Here is a 26,142-nt window from a genome sequence, read left to right on the forward strand (position 1 = left end):
CGTGAACGGACAACCCAACACCCGTCTGTCGGACCTGTTCGGCCTGGCCGGCTGGTCCAAGGGTGAACTCGCGAGGCTGGTCAACCGGCAGGCGGCGGCCATGGGCCACCCCCAGCTGGCGACCGACACCTCACGGGTGCGGCGGTGGATCGACATGGGAGAGATCCCGCGCGATCCGGTGCCGCGGGTGCTGGCGGCTCTGTTCACCGAGCGTCTCGGCCGTGTCGTGACCATCGAGGACCTCGGTCTGGTCAGGCACGGGCGCGCGGGGAAACGGCAAGGCGCCGCCGGGAGTGTGGAACATCCCGACGGAGTGCCGTGGGCGCCCGAGCGGACTGCCGCGGTCCTCACCGAATTCACGGGAATGGACCTCATGCTCAACCGACGCGGCTTGGTGGGCGCGGGTGCCGCGCTCGCCGCGGGCTCCGCACTCAGCACTGCCATGCACGACTGGCTGCACACCGATCCGGCCCTGACGGCCGACGCTCCGCAGCTCCAAGACCCCCTGCACGCCGACTCCGCCGGGTTCGACCGCTACGAGGCCGCCCCCATCGGGTCGCAGGAGATCGAGGAACTGGAGCGCTCCGTCGAGGTGTTCCGGGCCTGGGACGCGGCCCGCGGTGGCGGGCTGCAACGCAAGGCCGTGGTGGGCCAGCTCAACGAAGTGGGAGGCATGCTCTCCTACCGGCACCCCGACCATCTCCAGCGGCGCCTGTGGGGCGTCGCCGCCAACCTCGCCGTCCTCGCGGGCTGGATGTCGCACGACGTCGGCCTGGAACCCACGGCGCAGAAGTACTTCGTCATCGCCGCGCACGCGGCCCGCGAGGGCGGCGACCGGCCTCGCGCGGGGGAGGCGCTCTCCCGCGCGGCCCGGCAGATGGTGCATCTGGGCCGGCCCGACGACGCTCTCGACCTCATGAAGCTCGCCAAGTCCGGTTCCGGTGACGAGGTGTTGCCCAGGACCCGGGCGATGCTGCACACTATCGAGGCCTGGGCGCAGGCGTCCATGGGCAGGGGCCAGGCCATGCGGCGGACTCTGGGCATCGCGGAGGACCTGTTCGTCTCCGACCGCGGTGACGTACCGCCGCCCAGCTGGATGCAGTTGTTCGACGAGGCCGACATGCACGGCATGCAGGCGCTCGCCTACCGCACCCTGGCCGAGCACGAGCCGGCCGCCGCGGCCACGGCGCAGCGGCACGCCAAGGAGGCGCTGAAGCTGCGGGAGTCGGGGCGGGACCGGTCGAAGATCTTTGACCACATCTCGCTCGCCTCGGCCTGTTTCATCGCCGACGATCCCGAACAGGCCGACCGCTACGCGCGACTGGCCCTGACGTCGATGGGCGCCAACTCCTCCCATCGCACCTGGGACCGGCTGCGCGAGATGTACCGGCTCACCGGGCAGTACTCCAGCTATCCGAAGATCAGCGATCTGCGTGAGGAGATCAAGCTGGCGCTGCCGAGGGGTTCGCTCAAGCCCAGGCGCGGCGACAGCGCGCGCGTCTGACGGAGGGCGCCGACGTCACGATCAGGTCCGGGCGGTCGGGACCGATCGCGGTGATCAGGGTCCGGTCCCGGAGGTCGTGATCCGGTCCGGGGGTCAGGACCCGACGCGGGCGACGAGTACGCAGGCGTCGTCCTCGCGCTCCGCTCCGCCGAACTCCTCGACGACCATCCGCACACAGTCCTGGGCCGTACGGGCCTCGCCGAAGCGTGGGGCCAGGCCGAGCAGCCTCTGGACGGCCGCCGTTCCCGCCTCGCCTCCGGCCTCGCCCGGGTGGGGGGCCGCCGCGTTCCGGGGGATCAGGCCCTCGGTGTGCAGCAGCAGCAGGTCGCCCACGCGGAGGCTTTCCTCGGCCTGCCCGTAGACGGCACCGGAGGTGGCTCCGAGCAGGACGCCGTCCGGTGCGGTCAGCGCGCGCCCCGTCCCGTCGCGGTACAGCAGCGGGGCGGGGTGTCCGGCCTGTGCCCAGCTGAGCGTGCGGGTCGCCGGCAGGTAGCGGCAGCAGACGGCGCTGCCCAGCGCCGGCTGGACGGTGGTGTCGATCAACTGGTTGAGCCAGGAGAGGAGTTGGCCCGGCCGGGTGCCCGCAACCGCCATGCCGCGCAGGGCGCCGAGCAGCATCGCCATGCCCGAGGTCACGCTGACCCCGTGGCCGGTGAGGTCGCCGACGCTCAACAGGGTCTCCCCGCCGGGGAGTTCGAGGGCGTCGTACCAGTTTCCGCCGATCGGGGCGCCGGCCGACGAGGGGAGGTAGTGGGCCGCGACGTCCAGTGCCCGGGGTCCGGTGCGCGGAAGGCGCAGGGAGCCGCGCCAGGGCGGTACCACGGACTCCTGGAGTTCGATGGCCAGCCGGTGCTCGGTCTGTGCGACGTGCCGCTCGCGCTGGAAGGACTCGCGGGTCTCGCCCACCACCCGCTGGCTGCGGCGCAGTTCGCTGACGTCGCGGAGCACGGCCCACATCGAGGCGGTGCTGCCGTCGGGGTCGAGCACGGGTTCACCCATCATGTGCACGGTCCGCACCGTGCCGTCGGGGCGCACGACCCGGAACTCGCCGTCGATGGGCTTGGCGTCGATGAGACAGTCGGTGACCATCGCGGTGAGCATCGGCCGGTCCTCGTCGAGGACAAGCGAGGGCAGTTCGTCGAGGGTGAGCGGCGGAGCGGCCGCGTCACGGCCCAGGATCTGGTAGAGCTCGCCGGACCAACTGGCCTCGTCCGTCAGCAGGTTCCACTCGGCGCTGCCCACCCGGCTCAGCAGTGAGCCCGTCCGGGGGGCGGCCGGCGCGGTCCGGGCGGCGGCGGGGGCCGGGGGCGGCGCGGGGACCTCCGGAGGGCCGTCCCGGAGCTCGGCCAGGTGCGCGTCCAGGTCGTTCAGTTGGTGCAGCGCCAGCGTGCACAGCGCGCGCTGCCAGCGTCCCTGCGCGTCCTCCTCGTCCCCGGGTGCCTCGCGCCGTACGGCGTCCACCTCGCCGCGCAGGCGGCGCGTCTGCGAGATGAGCGCGTCGACCGTGCCGCGCCGTGGCGGCTGAGCGGCTGGACGGTCCGCAGAGAGATGGGGTGGCATGACGTACTCCGATGCGGGGACGGTACGACCTCGGTGAGGGAAGGACCGCTACGACTGTCGCACAGCCCACGACGCGCTGTAAGGGATTTGGCAACACCCGATACGGTCGTGCTTCTGGTATATGCCGCAGTCCTCCCGGAGTGGGCGACCGGTCCCGATGCGGTAGTCGCCGTTCGGGGGCAAGTCGTAGACACCGTACGTGACTTGAGGGGCTCGGGGGACCCCGTGCGGTGCCCTCATTCTGCTGTTCGACGGGCAGGTGTGCGAGGGTGAGGGGAGTGTCCGGAGGGAGCGTGCGACGTCCCGGCGCCCGCGGGTGCGCGGCGGGCGCCGGGCGGCGGTCCGGTCAGCCGTAGAGGGCCGGGCGCGGGGCCAGTTCGACGGTCGTCCGGGTGCCGCTCTCCAGTGCCCCGACTCCCGCCTCGGCGACGGCGGACGCCGCGTAACCGTCCCAGACGGACGGCCCGGTGACGCGGCCGGCCCGGGGTGGCGTCCACCCAGGTCTGCACCTCACGGTCGTAGGCGCCCGCGAAGCGCACGAGGTAGTCCCGCGCCACCTCCTCGTGCCTGCCGCCCGCCGTCGTCACGGTCAGGGCGTGCTCGTCCCCGATCCGGGCGGTCCCCGCCTCGCACACCGCCTCGCACCCCACCTGGTAGCCGAACCCCGAGTTCACGAACACCTCGACGTCGACCAGCGCGCCGCCGGCCGTCTCGAACAGGACGAACTGGGGGTCGACCAGGCCCTCGGGGGCGGTGGAGGAGGACCGGGGGCGCAGCACGGTGACCGCCGTGAGCTCCTGCCCCAGCAGCCAGCGCGCCGCGTCGATCTCGTGCGAGACCGAGCTGTTGACCAGCATCGCGGAGGTGAAACCGGGCGGGGAGGAGACATTGCGGTGCGTGCAGTGCAGCATCAGCGGGCGGCCCAGCCGGCCGCCGTCCAGCAGGGACTTCAGACGCAGGTACTCGGCGTCGTACCGCCGCATGAACCCGACCTGCGCCAGCCGCCTCCCGAGCCTCGCCTCCGCCTCCACCACCCGCAGCGCCCCGGCGGACTCCGGCACCAGCGGCTTCTCGCACAGCACCGGCAGACCCCGGGCGAACGCCGCGAGCAGGGCCTCCTCGTGCGCGGGACCGGGGGAGGCGATCAGTACGGCCTCCACCCCGGGCGCGTCGAGCGCGGCCACCGCCTCGGCGTGGACCGACACACCGTCGACGCCCGCCACCGCGCGCCCGGCGCGATCGGTGTCGGGATCCGCCACGGCCGCGACCCTGGCGCCGCTCACCACCTGATCCAAGCGGCGTACATGGTCGGCTCCCATGTGTCCGACACCCAGTACCGCCACACCCAGCAACTCGCTCACGCGGTGCACACCTCTCCGACGACTGCCGGGACAGCTCTGTCCCGGTGACCCGATTGTCGGCCGTGGAGATCGTCGACGCAGCACCCCGGGCAGGACCCCGTCGCCGCCCCCGAAGGGCATTACGGGCAATTCATTGTTAATCTCGCTCAAGTCGCCGGACGGCGTCGCCCGCATCGTTCTCGCCCACGACGATGCCCTCACCGCGGGACACCCATGACGCAGGCAGACACCGAACCCGGGACGGCGCCCGCCGCCAAGCTGACCCTGGTCACCCTCACCATGATGGTCGTCGGCTCCATGGTCGGAGCCGGGGTGTTCTCCCTTCCGCGGCGGTTCGCCCAGGAGACGGGGGTGGCCGGCGCGCTCATCGCCTGGGCCGTCGCCGGCACCGGCATGCTGATGCTCGCCTTCGTGTTCCAGCGGCTCGCGATCAGCAGGCCCGACCTCGACGCGGGCGTCTACGCCTACGCCAAGGCGGGCTTCGGCGAGTACCTCGGCTTCTTCTCGGCCTTCGGCTACTGGGCCAGCGCCTGCGTCGGCAACGTCACCTACTGGGTGCTCATCATGTCGACGATCGGGGCGATCGCGCCCGCGCTCGGCGACGGGGACACCGTCCTCGCGGTGGTGCTCTCCTCGGTCGGCCTGTGGGCCTTCTTCCTCCTCATCCGGCGCGGGGTCAAGGAAGCGGCGGCCATCAACCGGATCGTCACCGTTGCCAAGGTCGTCCCGATCCTCGTCTTCGTCGTGCTCGCGCTCTTCTACCTCAAGCCCCACGTCTTCGCCGAGAACTGGGGCGGCGCCGCCTACGCGGGCTCCCTGTTCGAACAGGTCAAGGGCACCATGCTCGCCACCGTGTTCGTGTTCCTCGGCGTGGAGGGGGCGAGCGTCTACTCCCGGCACGCCAGGCGCCGCGAGGACGTCGGCCGGGCCACCGTCCTCGGCTTCCTCAGCGTCTTCGCGATCTTCGCCTCGGTCACGATCGTGTCGTACGGGCTGCTGCCCATGGGCGAGATCGCCGAGCTCAGGCAGCCCTCCATGGCCGGGGTCCTGGAGAGCGCGGTCGGCACCTGGGGCCAGGTCTTCGTCAGCGTCGGCCTCATCGTCTCGGTGCTCGGCGCCTACCTCGCCTGGACCCTGATGGCCGCCGAGGTGCTGTTCGTCGCCGCCAAGGACGAGGACATGCCCCGCTTCCTGTCCCGCTCCACCCGGGCCGACGTCCCGGTCCCCGCCCTGCTGCTGACCACCCTGCTCACCCAGGTGGTCCTGGTCGTCACCCTCTTCTCGGACGACGCGTTCAACTTCGCGCTCGACCTGACCAGCGCCCTGACCCTGATCCCGTTCCTGCTGGCGGCGGCCTTCGCGCTGAAGCTCGCCCGGCGCCGGTTCGGCGGCGACCTCGTCGTCGCGGCGGCCGCCACCGTCTACACGGCCTTCCTGCTGTACGCGGCCGGACTGAAGTACCTCCTCGTCTCCTTCATCATCTACGCGCCCGCCACCGTGCTGTTCGTCATGGCGCGCCGCGAGCAGGGCAGGACCCCGTTCTCGCCCCGCGAACTGGTCATCCTCGTCGTCTCGGTCGCCGGTGCCGTCACCGGGATCGTGGCCCTCGCACTGGGCTGGATCAGTCTGTGACCGCGCTGGCCCCCGGCCCGGAGAAAGGCACACCATGACCCGTCAGGACACGGCCGGCCGCCCGGCGTACGGCGTCCACTCCGAGGTCGGCAGGCTGCGCAAGGTCCTGGTCTGCGCACCCGGCCTCGCCCATCGCCGGCTCACCCCCACCAACGCCGACGACCTCCTCTTCGACGACGTGATGTGGGTGGAGAACGCCCAGCGCGACCACGCCGACTTCGTCAACAAGCTGCGCGGGCGAGGAGTGGAGGTCGTGGAACTGCACGACCTGCTCGCCCGGACGATGGCCCTGCCCGTGGCGAGGGACTGGCTCCTCGACCGGAAGATCACCCCGAACGAGGTCGGTCTCGGACTCGTCGACGGCACCCGCGCCTTCCTGGAGTCCCTCGAACCGGCCGCCCTCGCCGAGTACCTGATCGGCGGACTCTCCACCGCCGACCTGCCCGACGAGTTCCGCACGGGCTATCTCTCGCTGGCCCGCGAGTCGGCCGGCCCGCGCGAGTACCTCATGCCACCGCTGCCCAACACCCTCTACACCCGCGACACCACCTGCTGGCTCTACGGCGGTCTGACCCTGAACCCGCTCTACTGGCCCGCCCGGCACGACGAGACCCTCCTGATGAAGGCCGTCTACACCTTCCACCCCGACTTCGCGGGCTCCACCGTGTGGTGGGGCGACCCCGAACTGAGCTGGGGCCAGGCCACGTTCGAGGGCGGCGACATCATGCCGGTCGGCAACGGCGTCGTCCTCATGGGCATGAGCGAGCGCACCTCGCGGCAGGCCATCAGCCAGGTCGCGGACGCCCTCTTCCGCAACGGCGCGGCCGAGCGCGTCGTCGTCGCGGGCATGCCCCGGCTGCGCTCCGCGATGCACCTCGACACCGTCTTCACCTTCGCCGACCGCGACCTCGTCACCCTGTACCCGGCCATCATGGACTCGGTGCACACGTTCTCCCTGCGGCCCGGGGACAAGGCCCCCGGGATCGAGATCACCGACGAGGGCTCACGCGCCTTCACCGACGTCGTCGCCGAGGCGCTGGGACTGCCCCGGCTGCGGATCGTCGAGACGGGCGGTGACGTGTACGCCTCCGAGCGCCAGCAGTGGGACAGCGGCAACAACGCGGTCGCCCTGGAGCCCGGTGTGGTGTTCACCTACGACCGCAACACCCAGACCAACACCCTGCTGCGCAAGGCCGGCGTCGAGGTCATCACCATCGTCGGCTCCGAGCTCGGGCGAGGGCGCGGCGGCGGCCACTGCATGACCTGCCCGATCGTGCGGGACCCCGTGGACTTCTGACGCCCGGCGCGCCGCGCGAACACCCCCCGGTGGCACGGCGGCTCAGAAGGAGTCCGGATCGGCGGCCGCCCAGTCCGCCGCCCAGGCCCGCGGCGGCTCGGCGAGCAACGCCCCGGGCGCGAGCCACTCGTGGAGCTCCGCGTACGACCTCACCGTCGTCGGCCCGGTCCGCAGCAGCAGCCGGTGGGGCGTGAGTTCGCCGGGGCCGCGCACGCCCATCGCCGCCATGATCTGGCTCGCGCCGTGCACGGTGGCTCGGTGGTAGAGCCGTACCCGCTCCGCCTTGTCGGCCACGTCCAGCGCGCGGACCCGGCGCGGATCCTGGGTCGCCACCCCGGTCGGGCAGGTGTTCGTATGGCATCGCCGTGCCTGGACGCAGCCGACGGCGAACATCATCGCGCGGGCCGCGTTGGTGTAGTCGGCGCCCTGGAGCAGCCGTTTGACGATGTCAGCGCCGGTCACGACCTTGCCGCTCGCGCCGATCCGGACCCGGTCGCGCAGCCCGGCGCCGACCAGCGCGTTGTGCACCGTGATCAGGCCTTCGGTCAGCGGCGTGCCGACGCCGTCCGCGAACTCGGGGGGCGCCGCGCCCGTACCGCCCTCCGAGCCGTCCACGACGACGAAGTCGGGGGTCACCCCCTCGGCGAGCATCGCCTTGCACACCGCCAGGAACTGCCGCCGCGAGCCCACACAGAGCTTGAAGCCGGTCGGCTTGCCGCCCGCCAGCTCCCGCATCCGCGCGATGAACAGCACCAGCTCCCTCGGCGTCGAGAACACCCGGTGCCCCGGAGGCGACACCACCGTCGTACCCTCGGGCACCCCGCGCGCCCGCGCGATCTCCGCGTTCACCTTCGCCCCGGGCAGCACCCCGCCCGACCCCGGCCTCGCCCCCTGGGAGAGCTTCAGGGACACGCACTTCACCTCGGGCAGTGCCGCCTTGTCCGCGAACTCCCGCTGCTCGAAGTCCCCTTCGGGAGTGCGGCAGCCGAAGTACCCCGTGCCGATCTCCCACACGAGGTCGCCGCCGCCCCGCAGATGGTGGTCCGACAGACCGCCCTCGCCCGTGTCGTGCGCGAAACCCCCCATCGCCGCACCCCTGTTGAGCGCCAGGATCGCGTTCGGGGACAGGGCCCCGAAACTCAACGCCGAGACGTTCAGGAGGGACATGTCGTACGGCTGGGTGCAGTCGGGGCCGCCCACCCGGACCACCGGCGGCTCGTCCGGGACCTCGACCGGGCGCATCGACGGCTCCAGGAACTCGTGGCCGTCCCCGTACACGTCACGCTCCGTGCCGAACGGCTCCTCCACCGCGCGCCCCTCGGCCCGCTCGCGCACGAGGGCGCGCACGTTCCGGTCGAAGGGCCGTCCGTCGAGGCCGCGCTCGACGACGTACCCCCGCAGGCTCGGCCGCGGCGCTGCAGGAGGAAGCGCAGACGGCCGGTCAGCGGATAGTTGCGCAGCACGGAATCGCGGCGCTGCGTCAGGTCGGCCCCGCCGAGCGCGGTCAGCGCCAGCAGCGGGCCCGCCGCGCACCACCACCGGGCCGAGACGGTGCCCGCGAGGAGCAGCGCCCCGGCGGCAGCGAGGGCGACGAGCAGCAGTGGAAGCATCCGGCGCACCCCATGAGTCAAACCCATGGGGACGAAAGCCGCTGATCGGGACACCCGCGCGGGCGGTCGAGCTCACCCCGTGGGGTGCCCGTCAGAAACCGTCCGTGTTCTCCGGGGCGCAGGAGCTGCCGTTCGCCGGCAGCGACCCGTAGAGCAGGAAGTCGTCGACCTTGCGGTGCACGCACTTCGAGGACGCGTACCCGGTGTGCCCCTCGCCCTTGTTGTCGAGCACCACGGCGGACGAACCCAGGCGCCTGGCGGTCTCCTCGGTCCAGCGGTACGGGGTCGCCGGGTCCCCCCGCGTGCCGACGAGCAGCATCTTCGCGGTGGGGACGTGGCGGACCTTCTCGCGGATGTAGTCGGTGCCCTTCGGACGGCCGTAGCACATCAGCACCTGGGCGAGGCGGTACCGGCCGAAGACGGGCGAGGCCTCCTCGTAGGCGGCTCGCAGTCCCGCCACCTGCCTGGCGACCTGGTCCGCGCTGGGCCGGTCGGGGTCGTCGGCGCAGTTGACGGCCATCAGGGCGGCGGGGAGGTTGTCGAGCGGGACGTCCTCCGCGTCGACCAGCCCGCTGTGCTTCGGCCGCCCGCGCACGGGCGTGGAGGTGGCGGGCAGGGAGGCGCCCCCGTACAGCTGGGTGAGTCCGTGGGTGTCGCCGTCCTGGACCAGCAGGCTGAGGGCCTGTTCGAGGACGGGCCACATCGCCTTGCTGTACAGCGCCTGGCCGATCACCCCCACCAGGTCCTGTCCGGTGAAGTCCTGGCCGTAGTCCGAGGGCACCGGCTCCTCGTCGAGCGACTTCACGAGCTGGACGACCTGTTCGCCGGCGCTGCGCGCGTCCTGGCCGAACGGGCAGGCCATGTTCTTAGCGCACCAGGTGACGAAGTCGTCCAGCGCGGTCTGCTGGCCCTCCGCGCCGGTCAGGCCCTGCTCGGTGATCGGCTCGGTGAGGGTGTCGACGCCGTCGAGGACCATCCGTCCCGTCTTCTTCGGGAACTGGGCCGCGTACACCGCGCCGAGCCGCGTTCCGTAGGAGAAGCCGAGGTAGTTGAGCTTCTTGTCGCCGAGCGCCTGGCGCATCACGTCCAGGTCGCGGGCGGCGTTGACCGTGCCGATGTGGGGGAGGACGGCCCCCGAGTGCCTCGCGCAGGTGTCGGCGGCCTTCTTGACCGCCTTGAGCGCCGCCCGGACGTCGGAGCCCGTGGCCGTCGCGCCGAATATCTCGTCCGCGCCGTCGCCGCAGGTGACGGGCGAGGACCGGCCGACACCGCGCGGGTCGAAGGTGACCACGTCGTAGCCGTTGGTCAGACCCATGAAGTCCTTGCCGCCCGCGGCGAGCCCGGGTATCCCCGCGCCGCCCGGGCCGCCGAAGTTCAGCAGCACCGAGCCCCGGGAACGGCCCGTCGCCCGGTAGCGGGCCAGCGCCAGGTCGAGCGAGCCCCGATCCGGGTGCGCGTAGTCCAGCGGGACGGTGACCTTGCCGCACTGCAGGTCCTTGGGCATGCCGTCGCCCTCGCACGCCGACCACGCGACCTTCTGGCGGTAGAAGCGGGACAGGCCGGGTTCGTCGCCCGCGGTCGCCGCCGTCGGCAGACCGGCGGCCAGCAGGGTCAGCGTCGCGGTCGCGGCCCCCACGACCGCGAAGCGTTGGTGCACGGACAGCATGCCTGCCTCCAGCTGCGGTGGACCGGCCATACCTCCCGGATCACGATAATCGCGGCCCCGGGGACCCGCCTCCGGGCCGGACCACCGGCCGCCTCCCGGCCCGCCCGGATGTCCTGGGGGGCCGCGGAAACCGTTCGAACGGGATGACGCTCGAAGGGGTGAAAGGCCGATAAGCCATAACTCGGACCGTTCACCGGCGTTCTTGGCACTGTGGGCGAACGCCCACGGCGTTGTCAGGAAGGCAGTGAACGTATGAAACGGGTGACCCGAAATGGTCTGATCGCCGCGGCCGCCGCCTCGGGCGCGCTGGCCGCGGTGGTGCCGGCACACGCCGACTCCGCGGCCGAGGGCGCGGCGGCAGGCTCGCCCGGTCTGATCTCAGGCAACACCGTCCAGCTTCCCGTGAACGTCCCCGTGAACCTGTGCGGGAACACGGTGAACGTGGTCGGGCTGCTCAACCCCGCCGCGGGCAACCGCTGCGCCAACGGGGGAGGCGGAGGGTCCGCCGTGGCAGGCGGCGGACGCCACGGAGGAGCCGGAGCGCACGGCGGTGGCCGGCACGGAGGCGCGGGGCCGCACGGTGGCGCCGCGGGGTACGGAGGTGCGGTCGGCGGAGGTCACGGCCGTGACGGCGGTGGCAGCCGTGGTGGCGGTGTCGGCGGGGGCGCGGTCGCGCACGGGAGCGGAAAGGATTCGGCGGGTGTCCTCTCGGGCAACGGCCTCCAGCTTCCGGTGGACCTCCCGGTCAACGTCAGCGGCAACTCGGTGACGGTCGTCGGCCTCGGCAACCCGGCCGTCGGGAACGAGTCGGTCAACACCCCGGCCACCGGGCCGGTGCGGGCGCACCACCCCGCGAAGCCCGCCCCGAAGCCGTCCGTCCCGCCCGCGGTGGTCCCCGCCGCGGGAACGCCGGAGAAGGCACTGCCGCCGGGCGGGACCGCGGCGACCCTCGCGCACACGGGCGCGGACGGCACGATGTCCGCCGTCGCGGCGAGCGCGGCGATGCTGCTCGGCGGCGCCGTGCTGTACCGCAGGTTCCGGCCCGCCGCGGTGCGCTGACCCGCGGCGATCACGACCGGAGGCTCCATCGGACGGGTGACCGGTGGAGCCTCCTCCACGTCCACGCGCCCACGCCGCTTCCGGCCGCCTCCGTGTCCCTGTGCCCGTCCGCGTCCTGCCGGCTCCGGCGTCCGCGCCGCTTCCGTGTTCGTGCCGCCCCGGCCGGTCCTGCGGCTCCCGGGTGTTCGTGCCGCCCCCCGGTCCGGCTGCTCCCGCGCTCGTGCGGCTTCCATGTCCGTGCCGCCTCCGGGTCCGGCCGCCCAGGGTCCGTGCGACCCCGCGTTCGTGCGGCCCCCGTGCCGAGTTCGGGGAAGTGGCCGGATTCGGTCGTGGGGGGCGGGGGCGTCGCTGCGGGGGGCGTGGAGATCGGCGAGGATGCTTCGCGGGCGGCCGGCCGGTGCGCTCCGCGGGGCCGGATGCCCGGCGCACACCCGAACCGTACGCATTGGAGCCCCCATGACCTCTCCGGGACCGGACGGCCTCGTCGTCGGCCAGGCCACGCTCGACGACTGGAAGGTCGTCGGGGACTGGGCGGCGGACGAGGGATGGAATCCCGGCCTGTCCGACAGCGTGAGCTTCTTCGCGCAGGATCCCGGCGGCTTCTTCATCGGACGCGTCGGCGGGGAGCCGGTCTCGGCCATCTCGGTGGTCAACTACAGCGCCGACTACGCCTTCCTGGGCTTCTACCTCGTACGCCCCGATCTGCGCGGCAAGGGATACGGCCTCGCCACCTGGGAGACGGCCCTCGCCCACGCGGGCGACCGGACCGTCGGCCTCGACGGCGTGGTCGCGCAGCAGGACAACTACCGCAAGTCCGGCTTCGAACTCGCCTACAGGACAGCCCGGTTCACCGGCGTGGTCCCGGTGGGCCCGACACCGTCGGGCGTACGCGCGGCCGGCGCCGCGGACCACGCGGCGATCACGGCGTACGACAGCGCCTGCCAGCCCGCCGACCGGCCGGTGTTCCTGGAGTCGTGGCTGGCAGCTCCCGGACACCGCACCTTCGTCCGGCACGCCGACGGCGGCCGGCTGAGCGGGTATGCCGTGATCCGTCCGGCGCGTGACTCGCTGCGGGTCGGCCCGCTGTTCGCGGACACCGCCGACGACGCCCGCGCCCTGTTCGGCGCGCTCGCCGCCGAGGCGGCCGGCCGGGCGCTCGCCGTGGACGTGCCCGGTTCGAACACCGCGGCCGTGGCCCTGGTGGAGGAGCTCGGCCTGGCCCCCTCCTTCGAGACCGCCCGCATGTACACCGGGCCCGTCAGGGAGTCGGCGCGGGAACGCGTCCACGGGGTGACGTCACTCGAACTCGGCTGATCCGTACGGGAGTACGGCCCTGCCCTGCCCTGCCCGGGGCGGGGCAGGGGTGGCAGGCGGACGACGGCTCACCCGGGTACGGCGGCCGCCGCCCCGGTGAGCATGATCATCCCGGAGTCCCCGTAGTCCGGCAGGGTCGGGTCCGACGGGATGCGGTCGACCGTCAGCCGGTCGGTGAGCGGCGTGAACACCTCGGTGATCACGTCCGTGTCCACCGGGCAGCCGGGCCAGTGCGAGTCGGCGCCGATCCGGTAGGTCGGCATGTTCTCCATGAAGGCGGCGACCAGGTGCCCGCCCGGCTCGGCGCACGCGACGAACCGGCGGCAGAACTCCTTGAACTCCTCGAAGTCCTCGGTGGCGCCCTCGGCGACGAAGTGCATGGAGACGAGCTCGTAGCTCCCCGGTTCGACGGACCTCAGGTCGCCGTGCACGAGCCGCACCCGGGCCAGCGACTCCTCCAGGGTCGCGGGCACGCCGGGGTCGAGATCGCGGCACAGCGCGTGGAAGGGCAGCCAGCTCTGGTCCGGCGTCCCGCCCAACTGCCGCCGCAGATAAGCGGCGTTGGAGGCACCCGCTTCCACGGCGTCGATCCGGCGGCTGGCGGCGGACGCCAGGATCAGCGGATAGAGGTTGGGACCCGCCCCGATCTCCACCGACCGGGCGACGGAGCCCGGCGCGAACTGCCGGTAGAACGCGCTGTGGTGGGTGATGACCGCCGCGTCCGAGGGGTGCAGCTCGCGGTAGTTCTCCGCCAGATAGTCCTCGACCGGCCAACTGTCCCAGTTCACGTCGTCGTTGAGCGTGCTCATGAGGAACCGCCCTCGTGGACCGCGTCCCTGGGCCGCAGCCGGTAGCGCTCGGTGAGCCGCGTGAGCGTCTCGTTCAGCCGGTCGACGTCCTCGTCGGAGTTGAGCGCGGTCAGCTGGACCCGAAACCCGACCCGGTCGCGCGGTACGAGGGGATAGGCGGCCAGGGTCACATAGATGCCGTTGTCCCAGAGGAACCCGCCGACCCCGTCCAGGTCGTCCGCGTCCGCGAGGGGGATCTCGATGATCGGCAGCCGGTCGGTGTTGAGCGTGCCCGCACCGAGCGCCTCCAGATGGTCGAGGACCCGCCCGGTCTTGCGGTACAGGTCGGCGCGGATGGCGTTCCCGCGGCTGTCGTTCACGTCGAGGCCGGCCAGCGCCGTGGCGAGGGAGGCGGTGGGCGACGGGCCCGAGTAGAGGTAGGGGGCCGCGGACGTCTTGAGGCGGTCCTTGAGCGAGCTGGGCAGCGCGAGGAAGGCCAGCAGCGACGAGTAGGCCTTGGAGAACCCGCCGACGAGCACGATCCCCTCGTACGACTCGCCGGTGTGCCGTACGACGCTGTTGCCGCGGTCTCCGTACGGACACGACTCCTGCGGGCCGCGCTCCCCGATGACGCCGAAGCCGTGCGCGTCGTCGATGTACATCAGGGCGTTCCGCGGCCGGCACACCGCGGCCAGTCCCGGCAGGTCCGGGATGTTCCCGCTCATGCTGTTCACGCCGTCCAGGCAGACGAGCCGGGGCAGTCCGGCGGGGACCTCGTCCAGCATCGTGGCCAGTTCGTCGAGGCGTTCGGCGTGGAAGCGGTGCAGTGTGGCTCCCTGCCCGCGGGCCCCCACGCAGCCGTCGAACACGGTCCGGTGCGCCGTGGCCTCGACGAAGACATGGCCGTGTCCGGCCAGGGCCGGGATCACCGAGGCGTGGATCAGGGTCGCCGTCGGCAGCAGCAGCGTGTCCGGCGCGCCGAGCAGGTCGGCGAGCCGCTCCTCGATGTCGGGGTACAGCCGGGGACTGCCGATCAGCCGTGACCAGCTGGGGTGGGTGCCCCAGCGCCGTACGGCCGGTTCGATCGCCTGGATGATCTCCGGATCGCAGTCGAAGCCGAGGTAGTTGCAGGAGGCGAAGTCGATCATCCAGTGGTCGCCGCTGCGGATGTGCCGGCCGCGCACCTCGTCCAGCACGGCGTCGCTCATGGGGCTGGTCTGCCGCAGGTGCTCCAGGTCGCGCCAGCGCCGGGAACGGCGTGTGCTGTCGCTCCGCGCGCCGTCACCCCGTCCGTGCTCGCCCTCCGGGTCCCCGGACGGTGGGGTCCCTCTCTCCGGGGCCCCGGACCGTGGGTCCCCCCTCTCGTGGTCCCCGGACCGTGGGCTCTCGCTCTCCTCGCCGACGGGCCGTGCGCCCTCGGTCGGGCCGCCGTCGGTGTCCGCCGCCCCGGGCGGGGGCGGTGACTCCTTGCGGGGGTCGGCTGGTGCCGGCTCCGTCTGTCCCATTCCGTACCTCGTTTCCGCCGTCACGGCGGTGGGCCGTACCGGGTTGCGAACCCCGTCGCGCTGACGCAGCAGGAACTCGCTCTGCTGCACCGTCATCGGCCGGGCGAAGAGGAACCCCTGTCCGAACCGGCAGCCCATGCCGGCCAGGAGGTCCCGCTGCACCGGATCCTCGATACCCTCCGCGATCACCTGGATACCCAAGGTGTCGGCGAGACCGACTATTCCCTCGACGAGAGCGACCTGTCGAGTGTCCAGCGCGATGTCGTCGATGAACGTCTTGTCGATTTTCAGTACGTCGACGGGGAAGTCCCGCAGATAGCGCAGCGACGAGTAGCCGCTGCCGAAGTCGTCGACGGCTATGTGGACCCCGAGATCCTTGAGCGAGTACAGCACCGCCTGGATCTGCGCGTCCCGGCGCATCAGCACCGTCTCGGTGAGCTCGAGCTGAAGCGACCCCGGGGCCAGCCCCGGTGTCTCAAGCGCCTTGCGCACCTCGGCGAGGAAACCCGTGTCGCGGAACTGGCGCGGGGAGACGTTCACGCTGACGTACGGCGGGTCGGCCCCGTCGGCGGACCGCTGGAGTCCGGCGATGTCGGTCGTGGCGTTCGACAGGACCCACGCGCCCAGCGGGGTGATGTGCCCCGTCTCCTCGGCGAGGGCGATGAACTGGTCAGGCGGAACCGGTTCGTGCTCCGGATGGGGCCAGCGGGCCAGGGCCTCGAAGCCGACGACCTCGCCCGCGGCGATGTCGACGACGGGCTGGTAGCGCAGGGTGAACTCGGACCGGGCCACCGCGCCGTCGAGACGCGCCTGGAGGTCGTGCCGTTCCACCATCCGCACCCGCAGCCGCGGCAGGAACCGGCGCCACTGCCGTTTGCCCGCCGCCTTGGCCGCGTACAGGGCCAGGTCGGCGTGGCCGAGGAGTTCCTCGGCGTCCGTGCTGTCCCTGGCGGTGGCCACGCCGACGCTCGCGGACACGCTCACCGAGCCCTCGCGCAGGCTGAACGGTCTGCTCAGCGCCTGGATCACCTGCGCCGCCAGCAGTTCGGCGTCGAGCGGCTTCTTGGCGTCCTCCATCAGCACCGCGAACTCGTCGCCCCCGAGCCGGGCGGCGGTGTCCGTGCGGCGCAGGGCGCCCGAGAGCCGTTCGCCGACGGCGGTCAGCAGATGGTCGCCGGTGGAGTGCCCCATCGTGTCGTTGACCATCTTGAAGTCGTCGAGGTCGATGAAGAGCAGACAGGTGAGCGACGCCCCGCGGCGGCTGCGCAGCAGGGCGCGCTCGATCCGCTCCAGGAGCAGGGTCCGGTTGGGCAGGCCGGTCAGCGGATCGTGGAACGCGCGCTCGGTCAGCTCGTGTTCCAGCCGCCGCTGCTCGGTGACGTCCCGCAGGGTGACGACGAGCCCGGCCACGGTGGGGTCCTCGCGCAGGTCGCTGCACCGCACCTCCACCTCGATGCGGTTGCCGTCGCGCAGCACCCACCAGTGGTCGTGGTTGTCGGAGCCGCCGCCGTTGCGCAGGGCGGTGAGTCCCTTGACGACCCGTGTCCGGTCCCTGGAGTCCACGAGTTCGGGCAGGGGTGCTCCGGTCAGTTCCACCTGGCCGAACACGGCGCTCGCGGACGGGCTCGCGTACCGGACCGTGTTGTCGTCCTCGACGATGAGGATGACGTCCGAGGCGTTGCGCACCAGGGTGCGGAAGTACGCCTCGCTCTCCTTGCGGATGATCTCCTGGCGCAGCGCGATGCGTTCCACGGCAAGACCGGCGTGCGAGGCGAGGATCTCCAGCGAGCTCTGGATCTCGCGGAGCTGCTGCTCGGGCCCCGCCGCCATCAGCACGCCCGGCAGGTGTCCGGTCGGTTCGTCCGGCGGGATCATGGGGCACACCAGGGTGACGGGCAGCTCGCCGAGCCGGATCGCGATGTCGACCCCGAGCTCCTCCGTGGGCACGAAATGGGAGAGGCGGGTCACCAGTCCGTTGGCGTACTCGGCGGGCAGGACGAGGCTGCGGTGCGCGACCGTGGGACCGAACAGCGTGCTGACCGTGGTGTCGCACGTGAGCTCCACGTCCTGCGGCCGGGTCGCCGCGACGAGGGAGGTGGCCGCGGTGCGCAGGGCCAGTTCGCGGGCCACGGCGTTGCGGTGGGCCACCACCATCCCGGACAGCCGCAGGAGCACCAGAAGGAACAGCGCCGCGGAGAAGACCGCGATCACGGCAGCGTCCTGCGCGTTCCCGCGGCGCCCCTCGTAGAGCAGGATCGCGGGCGCGACCAGGGTGGCCGCGGCGAGCGCGAGCAGCCGCCGGCGGGTGGGCCGCAGGGACTCCCGCCGCACCACGGGCAGGGTCAGTTCCACCATCGAGGGGTGCAGTCCGGCGAGCCCCCAGGCCGTGTAGAACACGATCCAGCCGGAGTCCAGCAGCGTTCCCGTGTGCCACAGGTCGTTGAGCTGGAGGATCCCGTACGCGATGTCGAAGGTGAGCAGGGTCGCGGTTCCGAGCACGAGGAGCCGCAGGGCGGGGATGCGGCCGGAGCCGGGGCTCGCCACCAGCAGCCGGGTCAGCATCGCGAGCACGAGCACGTCGCCGAGCGGGTAGGCGATGCTGATGGCGCGCTGCTGCCAGGTCATGCCGGGAACGTGGGTGAGCGGCTGCACCAGGAAGACCCAGACGGGCAGGGCCAGCCCCAGCGCGAAGATCAGCGCGTCGAGCAGGCTCGGCAGGTCGTGTCCCGGCCAGCGGTAGCGGACGAGGCCGTAGAGACCGGCGGCGAACAGCGGATAGGTGGCGAGGTAACAGGCGTCCGCGGGGGAGGGGAACGGGTTGTTGAAGTGGAAGTACGACTCCATGACGTTGTACGAGGTGTCGCCCGCGGAGAACGCCAGCAGCCCGGCGGCCAGCAGCAGCCACGGCCAGCGGTGGGCCGGGCGGTTGACGACGATCCCGGTGAGCATGGCCGCCACTCCACCGAGTCCGATGACGGCCCAGAGCGGGGTCCGGGTCACCGGGACGGCCATGTAGACGACGGTCGTGGCCGTGACCAGGACGGCGTACACACCGAGGCGCCGTGGCCGCGGCAGGACGCCTTTGAGGCGAAGTGCCCGCAGCAAGCCGAACCGCCTCCCTACGTCGGACGGCACCTGACCGTCGCATCGGACGGCACAGGACCGTTCGCCGGGTTAAGGGGCATTGTTGATCGTAGGCACGGGGGAAGGACGGGTGCATCTTCTGCCTTTTCGCCCGTACCGCCCTTCCCTGCGCCCTGCACCGCCCTGCTCCGTGCCCCGCCCCGTGCCCGGCCTTGCGCCCGCCCCGTGCCCGGCCTCGTGTCGGGTACCGTCCCGGGTCCCGTGGTCAGTCCCCCGCGAATCGGTCCAACAGCGCGTCCAGGCCCGCGTCCAGGCCGTCCGGGCCGCCGCGCTCGGCGAGGGTCGCGGCGATCTCGCGGAGCCGGGGCAGTTCCTGGGGCGGCATCCGGTGCAGCCCCAGACGGAAGGCGGGGTCCACCTCCTCGGGGTTGTCCACCATGGCGCGCAGTTCCACGGAGACATAGCCGAGCACCCAGCCGGTGAAGGCGCGGAAGACCGCCGCGGAGCGTTCCACGTCGAGTCCCGCGTCCCGCAGCAGGGCCAGGACGCGCTCGTGCTCCTTGAGCACGGCGAGCGGTCTCCTGGCCAGCGGGACGGCGAGCATCCGGGTGGCCAGCAGCGGTACCGCCTGGGGATGGGCGAGGCAGACCTCGTACGTCGCCCGGGCGATCCGGTGGAGTTCGGCGCGCCACGCGGCCGGGTCGGGCGCCGCGGAGCCCTCGGGCGGGGAACCGGCGGACAGCCGTTCCACCAGTTCCAGGTACAGGGCCTCGACCAGCCCGTCCAGCAGGGCGTCCTTGCCGTCCGCGTAGCGGTAGAGCGCCATGGCCTCCACGCCGAGCCGGGCGCCCAGGCGGCGCATGCTCAGCGCGGAGAGGCCTTCCTCGTCCACCAGGTCCAGGGCGGCGGCGAGCACGCGTTCGCGGCTCAGCCGGCCGTAGTGACCCCGGTCGCTGGCCCGCCGTGCCGGCTCGGCGGCCTCGCCGTCCTTGTCCCGCGCCCGTTCCCTGGCCATGTCATGCCTCCGTACGGCCCGCCCGCCCGAAATCCCCGTTTCCTCCGACTCTATGCACCTGCGGGGCGAAAGTGTATGTATACAGCGTAAATGCAAGCCCTCCGGAGGAAAATCACCTGGTCAGCGTGCGGATCCGGGACACGGCCTTATCCTGGAGAAGCGGCAAAGAACACGGCGGCGTGGCTTCGATCATGAACGCACCCATCGAGGACTACGCCCTCATCAGCGATCTGGAAACCGCTGCCATGGTCGGCAGGGACGGTTCCCTCGACTGGCTGTGTCTTCCCCGGTTCGATTCGCCGGCCTGTCTGGCCGCGATGCTGGGGACACCGGACAACGGGTTCTGGCGGATCGCGCCGGTCTCGCGGGCGGAGCGGGCGCACTGTGCGAGCCGGGCGTACCGGCCGGACACCCTGATCCTCGAATCGCGCTGGGAGACGGACACGGGCGCCGCCCGGGTCATCGACTTCATGCCGCCGCGCAGTCAACTGCCCTGCGTCGTCCGCGTGGTGGAGGGCCTGTGGGGGTCCGTGTCCATGCGCAGCGAACTGCGGCTGCGCTTCCACCAGGGCCGGGTGGTGCCGTGGATCCAGACCGGTGAGGTCTGTACGGTCGCGGTAGCCGGTCCCGACGCCGTCTGGCTGAACGCCGAGGGCCTGGAGGCGGAACCCGGCGAAGACGGTTCCACCGTCCACGAGTTCACCGTTCGGGCCGGACGCAGGACGACGCTGACGTTCGTGTGGGCGCCCTCCTACCGGACCGAACCGCCCGCCCCGCTGGCCGTCCCGGCGGAGACGGTGCTCAAGGAGACCGGCGACTTCTGGCGGCGCTGGACGGCCCGGTGCCGGTACGTGGGACCCTGGCGCGACGCCGTGGTGCGGTCCCTGATCACGCTGAAGGCGCTGACCTACGCGCCCACCGGCGGCATGGTCGCCGCCCCGACCACCTCGCTGCCCGGCTCCATCGGCGGCGAGCGCAACTGGGACTACCGCTACTGCTGGCTGCGGGACTCCGCGCTCACCCTGTCCTGTCTGCTGCGCGGCGGCTACCGCGACGAGGCCACTGCCTGGCTGGGCTGGCTGGTGCGGGCCATCGCGGGGGAACCCGCCGATCTCCAGACCGTGTACGGCGTCGCGGGCCAGCGGCTCCTCCCGGAGACGGAGGCACCGTGGCTGCCCGGCTACGAGGGTTCGCGCCCGGTCCGCTTCGGGAACTCGGCGGTGAGCCAGTTCCAGCTCGACGTCTACGGAGAGGTGCTCGACGCGCTCCTGCTGTCGTTGCGCGCGGGCATCCCCATGCCGGGCCATGTGTGGAGGCTGGTGGAGGGCATGATGGCCCACCTCGGCCGCCACTGGCGCGAGCCGGACCAGGGTCTGTGGCAAGTGCGCGGGCCGGCACGGCAGTTCGTCCACTCCAAGGTCATGACCTGGGTGGCGGCGGACCGCGCGCTGCGCATGGGTGAACTGCTCGGCAGGAACGGCTCCTCGCGGGAGTGGCGGGCCCTTCGGGACGAGGTCCACCGGCAGGTGTGCCGGGAGGGCTGGGACGCCGGACGGGGATCGTTCGTCCAGTCCTACGGTTCGACGGACCTGGACGCCTCCGCGCTGCTGATACCCCGGCTGGGCTTCCTGCCCGCGGGGGACGAGAGGGTGATGGGCACCGTGCGGGCGATGCGGGGGCTGTCCGACGGCGGGTTCGTACGGCGGTACGCGCCGAACGGTCACGGCGTGCACGGGGTGGACGGGATGCCGGGCGGCGAGGGCGCGTTCGTGGCGTGCTCCCTCTGGTATGCCGACGCGCTGGCCGTGACCGGACACCGGGAGGAGGCGACGGAGGTGTTCGAGCGGGTGCTGGCGGTGCGCAACGACCTCGGGCTGCTCTCGGAGCAGTGGGACCCCGACGCCGGCCGCCAACTGGGCAACGCTCCCCAGGCGTTCAGTCATCTCGCGCTGGTGGAGACCGCGTTCCTGCTGTCGGAGCCCGAGGTGGCGGGATAGCCCGCCGGTGGTCCAGGGGCGTTCCTCGTGTCAGGTCAGCGGGTCGTTCCTCGGCGCGCCAGGAGGTCGGTCCTTGCGCGCCGGACGGTCAGTCCTTGGCGGAGGAGCGCCGGGCGGATCCCGCGTAGCCGTGCGGGTTGAGCTGCTGGAACCGCCACGCGTCCCGGCACATGTCGGCGAGGTCGCGCGAAGGGTGCCAGCCCCAGGCACGGGCGACGGCGTCGGCGTCCGCGACCAGCTCGGCGACATCGCCGGGCCGGCGCGGCACGATCGTGTAGGGAACGGGCGTGCCGCACGCGTCGGAGAAGGCCGACACCACGTCGAGGACCGAACTCCCCTTGCCTATGCCGAGGTTGTACACGTGCATGCCGGTCCCGTCCGCGAGATGGTCGAGCGCGACGCGATGGGCCTCGACGGTGTCCATGACGTGCAGATAGTCGCGGATCGCGGTCCCGTCCCGCGTCGGGTAGTCGTCGCCGAAGACGCTCAGGCGTTCCCGCCGCCCGATGGCCACCTGGGCCAGGCTCGGCAGCAGGTTCTCGGGGGAACCACTGGGGTCCTCGCCGAGCAGTCCGCTGGGGTGGGCGCCCGCCGGGTTGAAGTACCGCAGGCACAGCACGGTGTACTCGGGGCGGCGGCGGCAGACGTCGGCGAGGATCTGTTCGCAGATCATCTTGGAGGCGGCGTACGGATTCGTGGGCCGGGCCGGGGTGGACTCGTCGAGCGGTCCGTGGCCGGCCTCGCCGTAGACGGAGCACGACGAGGAGAAGACGAGCTGGTGCACGCCGTGTTCGTGCATGGTGTTCAGCAGCGCGGTCGTCCCGCCGACATTGGTGTCGTAGTAGTCGATGGGCATCCGGGTCGACGTGCCGACGGCCTTGTGCGCGGCGAAGTGCAGGACGGCGTCCACGGAGTGGCGGTCGAATACGGCCGACAGTGCGCGCCGATCACGGATGTCCAGTTCGTAGATGGTGCCGAGGAAACGGCCCGCGATGCGTTCCACGCGGGCGAAGACCTGTGGACTGCTGTTGGAGTAGTCGTCGACCACGATCAACTCGTAGCCGTGGTCGAGGAGTTCGACACAGGCGTGGCTTCCGATGAATCCTGCGCCGCCCGTGACGAGAATGGTCGAGGGGGCACTCATGGGCCCGGCTCCTTCGTGTGCGCGCGGGCGAAGCTCCTGAGCGAAGCGGACGGACGACGGCGTATGTTTACGACGTATATGTACAACTCTGCCCCCGTCCGTCCCGTGCGTCAAGCGGTGGCGCGCACCCCTGGTGGCGGGCCAGGAAGACGCGGCGGTCGCCAAGGGTGACCGGTGCGGCACCCCTGGCGACCACCGCGGCCTCGTCGTCAGCCCGCCAGTTCCCGGGCGCGCCGGGCCGCCTCACCGACCGGCGCGCGGTGCAGGGAACCGTGACCAGGCAGCAGCACGTCGGCGTCGAGCGCCTCGATGCGTTCGAGCGAGGCCAGGGCACCGGCGCGCTCGGTGTCGAACATCCGCGGCAGCAGCTGCGGACCCCGTATCCGGGAGGTGGGGTGCCCGCTCACCAGGGCGTCACCGGAGATCAGCACCCCGGCCTCCGGCAGGTGGTACACGCAGTGGCCCGGAGTGTGGCCGGGGGTGTGCACCGGGACGGGCCGGCCCGGCAGATCGAGCGGACCCGCGTGCGGGAACGCCTCCGGCTTCGTCATGGCCACGTCCGCCGTGCCGCCCGAGCGGATGGCGTGCACGGCCCAGGGCAGTACGCCCGGGCGCCACGCCTGCCGCATCACCTGCCCGATGCTCACCTGGTGGAGGAACTCGCGGCGCGCGTGCGGAACCTCGGACTCGTGCAGCTGGACGGGCGTCCCGTACGTCCGGTTCAGGAACTCCGCGGAGCCGAGGTGGTCGCTGTGCGCGTGGGTGATCAGCACGGCGGTCACGGCCTCGGGCGCGTGGCCGAGGGACTTCAGCGACGCCAGCAACTGCTCGCGGTCACCGGGGTATCCCGTGTCGATCAGGGTGACGGCGTCGCCCTCGGCCAGCACCACCCAGTTCGTGTTGCTGCCGTGCACCAGATGAACTCCGGCGGCTGCCTCGACGATCGCTTCCTCGCGCATGACCATCCTGACGTTGGATAACTGCGGCTGCCCAGGGGGCTCTGACAGGGCGAACGTATCGCGGGCGTGATCCATTCGGCGCCCCGCCGGCGCCGACGGCCCGAACCCGCCGGCCGAACGGCTCGGAAAATCCCGTGCCGGGTCCCCTCCCCGTTCCCTACACTCGCCACGGAATCACACACCGCCGCTCCGAGCGCGGGTGTGCCGCGACGAACGAGGGGAGCCGGGCCGTGCGTTACCGCACCGCTGTCGTCGTCCCCGCGTCGCAGTACGAGGTGATCCTCGTGTCCTCGTGGGCCCGGTACCGGCTGCGCGGCCGGAACCGGACGCCCGCGACGACTCTCTGACCCCCGCCCGTACGGCGGCGACCGCATGCCCGGTCGCCCTGCGCCGTGCCCGCCGCGGGTCCGCCACCGCCTGAACCCAGGTGTGTCGTCCGGGAATCGCGCCGACCCTTCTCCGGATCGTCCGAAAGGCCCACGGCCGTGCGTACCGACCTGCACCGTCACTTCACCGACCCCGTCACCGGCACTCTCGCCGCCGTCCGCAACCTGGGCATCCTCGCCCACGTGGACGCGGGCAAGACCACCGTGACCGAACGGATCCTCTATCTCACCGGCACCGTCCACAAACGGGGCGAGGTCCACGACGGCACCACCGTCACGGACTTCGACCCGCAGGAACGCGACCGCGGCATCACCATCTTCGCCGCGGCCGTCACCTGCGCCTGGGACGGCCACCGGATCAACCTGCTCGACACCCCGGGCCACGTCGACTTCTCCGACGAGGTGGAGCGCTCGCTCCGCGTCCTCGACGGCGCCGTCGCGGTGTTCGACGCCGTCGCCGGCGTCGAGCCGCAGAGCGAGTCGGTGTGGCGGCGGGCCGACCGGCACGGCGTCCCGCGGATCGCCTTCGTGAACAAGCTGGACCGCGCGGGCGCCGACCTGGACAGGGCCGTCGACTCGATCCGCGAACGGCTCCATCCGGCGCCGCTGGTCGTCCAGTTGCCCATCGGCACGGAGGACGCCTTCACCGGCGTCGTCGATCTGCTGCGGATGCGCGCGCTCGTGTGGGCCGACGGCGCCGAGTCCGCCGAGGAGATCCCGGTGCCGCCGGACCTGCTTGAGGAGGCGAGGCGCCGGCGCCGGCTCCTGGAGGAGGCGGTGGCCGAACTCCATCCGGCGGCCCTGGAGGAGTTCTGCGACCGCTCCGCCCTGTCCGCCGCGACCCTGTCGGCGGCGCTGCGCGACCTGACCCGCACGGGTGAGGGCGTCGTGGTGCTGTGCGGCTCGGCCTACCGCAACCGCGGTGTCGAGCCGCTGCTCGACGCGATGGTGGCCTACCTGCCCTCGCCGCTCGACGTGCCCGCCGTCCGCGGCACGCACGACGGCAGGGAGCAGGAGCGGGCAGCGGACCCCGAAGCGCCCTTCGCGGCCCTGGTGTTCAAGGTGAACGCCACCGCGACCGGACGGATGACGTATCTGCGGATCTACGCGGGCACGGTGGAGAAGGGACGGACGGTGCTGGACACGGGCACGGGACGCACCGAGCGGATCGCGCGCATCCTGCGGGTGCGGGCCGACCGCCACACGGAGCTGGAGTGCGCCGTGGCCGGTGACATCGTCGCCGTGATCGGGCCGAAGTCCGCCCGGGCCGGCGCGACCCTGTGCGCCCCCGCGGCGCCGCTGCTCCTCGAACCGCCGTCCGTCGCCGATCCGGTGGTGTCCGTGGCGGTCGAGGCGCGCAGGAGCACCGAGACCGACCGGCTGGTGTCGGCGCTGGCACGGCTGGCCGAGGAGGATCCCTCGCTGGTCGTCTGCACCGACCCCGAGACCGGACAGACGGTGCTGTCGGGCCTGGGAGAACTGCATCTGGAGGTGGCGGTGGAGAAGATCCGGCTCGCCCACGGGCTCGACGTCGCCGTCGGGCGGCCGAGGGTGTCCTACCGGGAGACGGTCGCCCGCGGGGTGTCCGGTCTGGTCTACCGGCACGTCAAACAGGACGGCGGCGCGGGGCAGTTCGCCCAGGTCGTCCTCGACGTGGAACCGCTGGGGACGGGCCCCGACGGTGCCGGGGGCGCGGCGACGGGCTTCGTCTTCCGGTCGGCGGTCACCGGCGGCCGGGTGCCGCAGGAGTACGTCCGTGCCGTGGAGGCGGGCTGCCGGGACGCCCTCACCGAGGGTCCCCTCGGCGGTCACCCGGTGACCGGGCTGCGCGTCACCCTCACCGACGGGGCGACCCATGTGAAGGACTCCTCGGAGACGGCGTTCCGCGCGGCCGGCCGGTTCGGGCTGCGTGAGGCGCTGCGGGCCAGCGCCATGATCCTGCTGGAACCCGTGGCCGAGGTCACCGTCACGGTGCCGGAGGAGGCCGTGGGCGCAGTCCTCGGCGACCTCGCGGCCCGTCGCGGCCGGGTCTCGGGCTCGCTCGCCCGGGGCGGCGCGTCGGTGGTCACCGCCACCGTGCCGCTGGCCGAACTCTTCGGCTACGCGACCCGGTTGCGCGGCCGGACCCAGGGCCGGGGTGTCTTCACCACCCGGCCCGCCGGCCTCGCCCCGGCCCCCGGGCGGGAGGCACGGGTCCGGTGACCGCGCACGGCCCCGCCCAGCCCCGACCCGGGCCGGGCGGGGCCGTCCGCCCCTCGGGG

General features: G+C 72.4%; 14 protein-coding genes and 2 pseudogenes. 7 read left to right on the forward strand and 9 right to left on the reverse strand.

The genetic code is table 11. From position 1 onward, the window contains the following. The first annotated feature begins 1 nt into the window (after position 1). Positions 2 to 1,504, forward strand: a complete 1,503-nt coding sequence (locus ACFWI4_RS05500) for a hypothetical protein (RefSeq protein WP_385396516.1) — start codon at positions 2 to 4, stop codon at positions 1,502 to 1,504. Between the two features lie 93 nt (positions 1,505 to 1,597). Here ACFWI4_RS05500 and ACFWI4_RS05505 read toward each other — a convergent pair whose 3' ends face one another. Together ACFWI4_RS05505 and ACFWI4_RS05510 are read right to left on the reverse strand one after the other, a co-directional pair. Continuing rightward, complete coding sequence (locus tag ACFWI4_RS05505; RefSeq protein WP_387191274.1) at positions 1,598 to 3,064, reverse strand: PP2C family protein-serine/threonine phosphatase; 1,467 nt, start codon at positions 3,062 to 3,064, stop codon at positions 1,598 to 1,600. 346 nt (positions 3,065 to 3,410) lie between these two features. Beyond that, a pseudogene (locus tag ACFWI4_RS05510) lies at positions 3,411 to 4,425 on the reverse strand (Gfo/Idh/MocA family protein). A gap of 213 nt (positions 4,426 to 4,638) precedes the next feature. Here ACFWI4_RS05510 and ACFWI4_RS05515 point away from each other — a divergent pair. Continuing rightward, positions 4,639 to 6,057, forward strand: coding sequence for a basic amino acid/polyamine antiporter (locus ACFWI4_RS05515; RefSeq protein WP_387191276.1), 1,419 nt, complete (start codon positions 4,639 to 4,641; stop codon positions 6,055 to 6,057). A 34-nt stretch (positions 6,058 to 6,091) separates the two neighbouring features. Continuing rightward, positions 6,092 to 7,354 carry an arginine deiminase gene (locus ACFWI4_RS05520; RefSeq protein WP_387191278.1) on the forward strand — a complete coding sequence of 421 codons (1,263 nt, stop codon included), beginning with the start codon at positions 6,092 to 6,094 and terminating at the stop codon, positions 7,352 to 7,354. Between the two features lie 42 nt (positions 7,355 to 7,396). On the opposite strand, the pseudogene ACFWI4_RS05525 reads toward ACFWI4_RS05520, so the two are convergent. Both ACFWI4_RS05525 and ACFWI4_RS05530 read right to left on the reverse strand, forming a co-directional pair. Next, positions 7,397 to 8,964 (reverse strand): annotated as a pseudogene (locus tag ACFWI4_RS05525) (FMN-binding glutamate synthase family protein). A 91-nt stretch (positions 8,965 to 9,055) separates the two neighbouring features. After that, the gene (locus ACFWI4_RS05530) at positions 9,056 to 10,630 is read right to left on the reverse strand and encodes an alpha/beta hydrolase (RefSeq protein WP_387191534.1); all 1,575 of its coding nucleotides are present in this window, start codon (positions 10,628 to 10,630) and stop codon (positions 9,056 to 9,058) included. Positions 10,631 to 10,882: 252 nt separating this feature from the next. Here ACFWI4_RS05530 and ACFWI4_RS05535 point away from each other — a divergent pair, with 252 nt between their 5' ends. Together ACFWI4_RS05535 and ACFWI4_RS05540 are read left to right on the forward strand one after the other, a co-directional pair. Continuing rightward, on the forward strand, positions 10,883 to 11,689 hold the full coding sequence (locus tag ACFWI4_RS05535) for a chaplin (protein ID WP_387191280.1): 807 nt from the start codon (positions 10,883 to 10,885) through the stop codon (positions 11,687 to 11,689). Between the two features lie 456 nt (positions 11,690 to 12,145). Continuing rightward, on the forward strand, positions 12,146 to 13,003 hold the full coding sequence (locus ACFWI4_RS05540) for a GNAT family N-acetyltransferase (RefSeq protein WP_387191282.1): 858 nt from the start codon (positions 12,146 to 12,148) through the stop codon (positions 13,001 to 13,003). A gap of 68 nt (positions 13,004 to 13,071) precedes the next feature. Here the strand turns inward: ACFWI4_RS05540 and ACFWI4_RS05545 are convergent, their stop codons facing one another. From ACFWI4_RS05545 to ACFWI4_RS05555, 3 genes are all read right to left on the reverse strand, one after another. Further along, positions 13,072 to 13,812: a class I SAM-dependent methyltransferase gene (locus tag ACFWI4_RS05545; RefSeq protein WP_387191284.1), complete on the reverse strand. Its 741-nt coding sequence runs from the start codon at positions 13,810 to 13,812 to the stop codon at positions 13,072 to 13,074. Beyond that, on the reverse strand, positions 13,809 to 18,308 hold the full coding sequence (locus ACFWI4_RS05550) for an aminotransferase class I/II-fold pyridoxal phosphate-dependent enzyme (protein ID WP_387191536.1): 4,500 nt from the start codon (positions 18,306 to 18,308) through the stop codon (positions 13,809 to 13,811). Before ACFWI4_RS05550 ends, ACFWI4_RS05545 begins: the two co-directional genes overlap by 4 nt. A 337-nt stretch (positions 18,309 to 18,645) precedes the next feature. Next, on the reverse strand, positions 18,646 to 19,395 hold the full coding sequence (locus ACFWI4_RS05555; protein ID WP_387191286.1) for a TetR/AcrR family transcriptional regulator: 750 nt from the start codon (positions 19,393 to 19,395) through the stop codon (positions 18,646 to 18,648). Positions 19,396 to 19,586: 191 nt separating this feature from the next. On the opposite strand from ACFWI4_RS05555, the gene ACFWI4_RS05560 reads away from it, so the two are divergent. Continuing rightward, the gene (locus ACFWI4_RS05560) at positions 19,587 to 21,392 is read left to right on the forward strand and encodes a glycoside hydrolase family 15 protein (protein ID WP_387191288.1); all 1,806 of its coding nucleotides are present in this window, start codon (positions 19,587 to 19,589) and stop codon (positions 21,390 to 21,392) included. A gap of 88 nt (positions 21,393 to 21,480) precedes the next feature. Here the strand turns inward: ACFWI4_RS05560 and galE are convergent, their stop codons facing one another. After that, positions 21,481 to 22,536 (reverse strand): UDP-glucose 4-epimerase GalE, encoded by a 1,056-nt coding sequence (galE, locus tag ACFWI4_RS05565; protein WP_387191290.1) that lies wholly within the window; start codon positions 22,534 to 22,536, stop codon positions 21,481 to 21,483. Positions 22,537 to 22,745: 209 nt separating this feature from the next. Continuing rightward, positions 22,746 to 23,495 (reverse strand): MBL fold metallo-hydrolase, encoded by a 750-nt coding sequence (locus ACFWI4_RS05570; RefSeq protein WP_387191292.1) that lies wholly within the window; start codon positions 23,493 to 23,495, stop codon positions 22,746 to 22,748. 485 nt (positions 23,496 to 23,980) lie between these two features. On the opposite strand from ACFWI4_RS05570, the gene fusA reads away from it, so the two are divergent. Then, positions 23,981 to 26,083, forward strand: a complete 2,103-nt coding sequence (gene fusA, locus ACFWI4_RS05575) for an elongation factor G (RefSeq protein WP_387191294.1) — start codon at positions 23,981 to 23,983, stop codon at positions 26,081 to 26,083. Positions 26,084 to 26,142 lie beyond the last annotated feature (59 nt).

This window comes from Streptomyces sp. NPDC127038 (assembly GCF_042725875.1).
Taxonomy (GTDB): domain Bacteria; phylum Actinomycetota; class Actinomycetes; order Streptomycetales; family Streptomycetaceae; genus Streptomyces.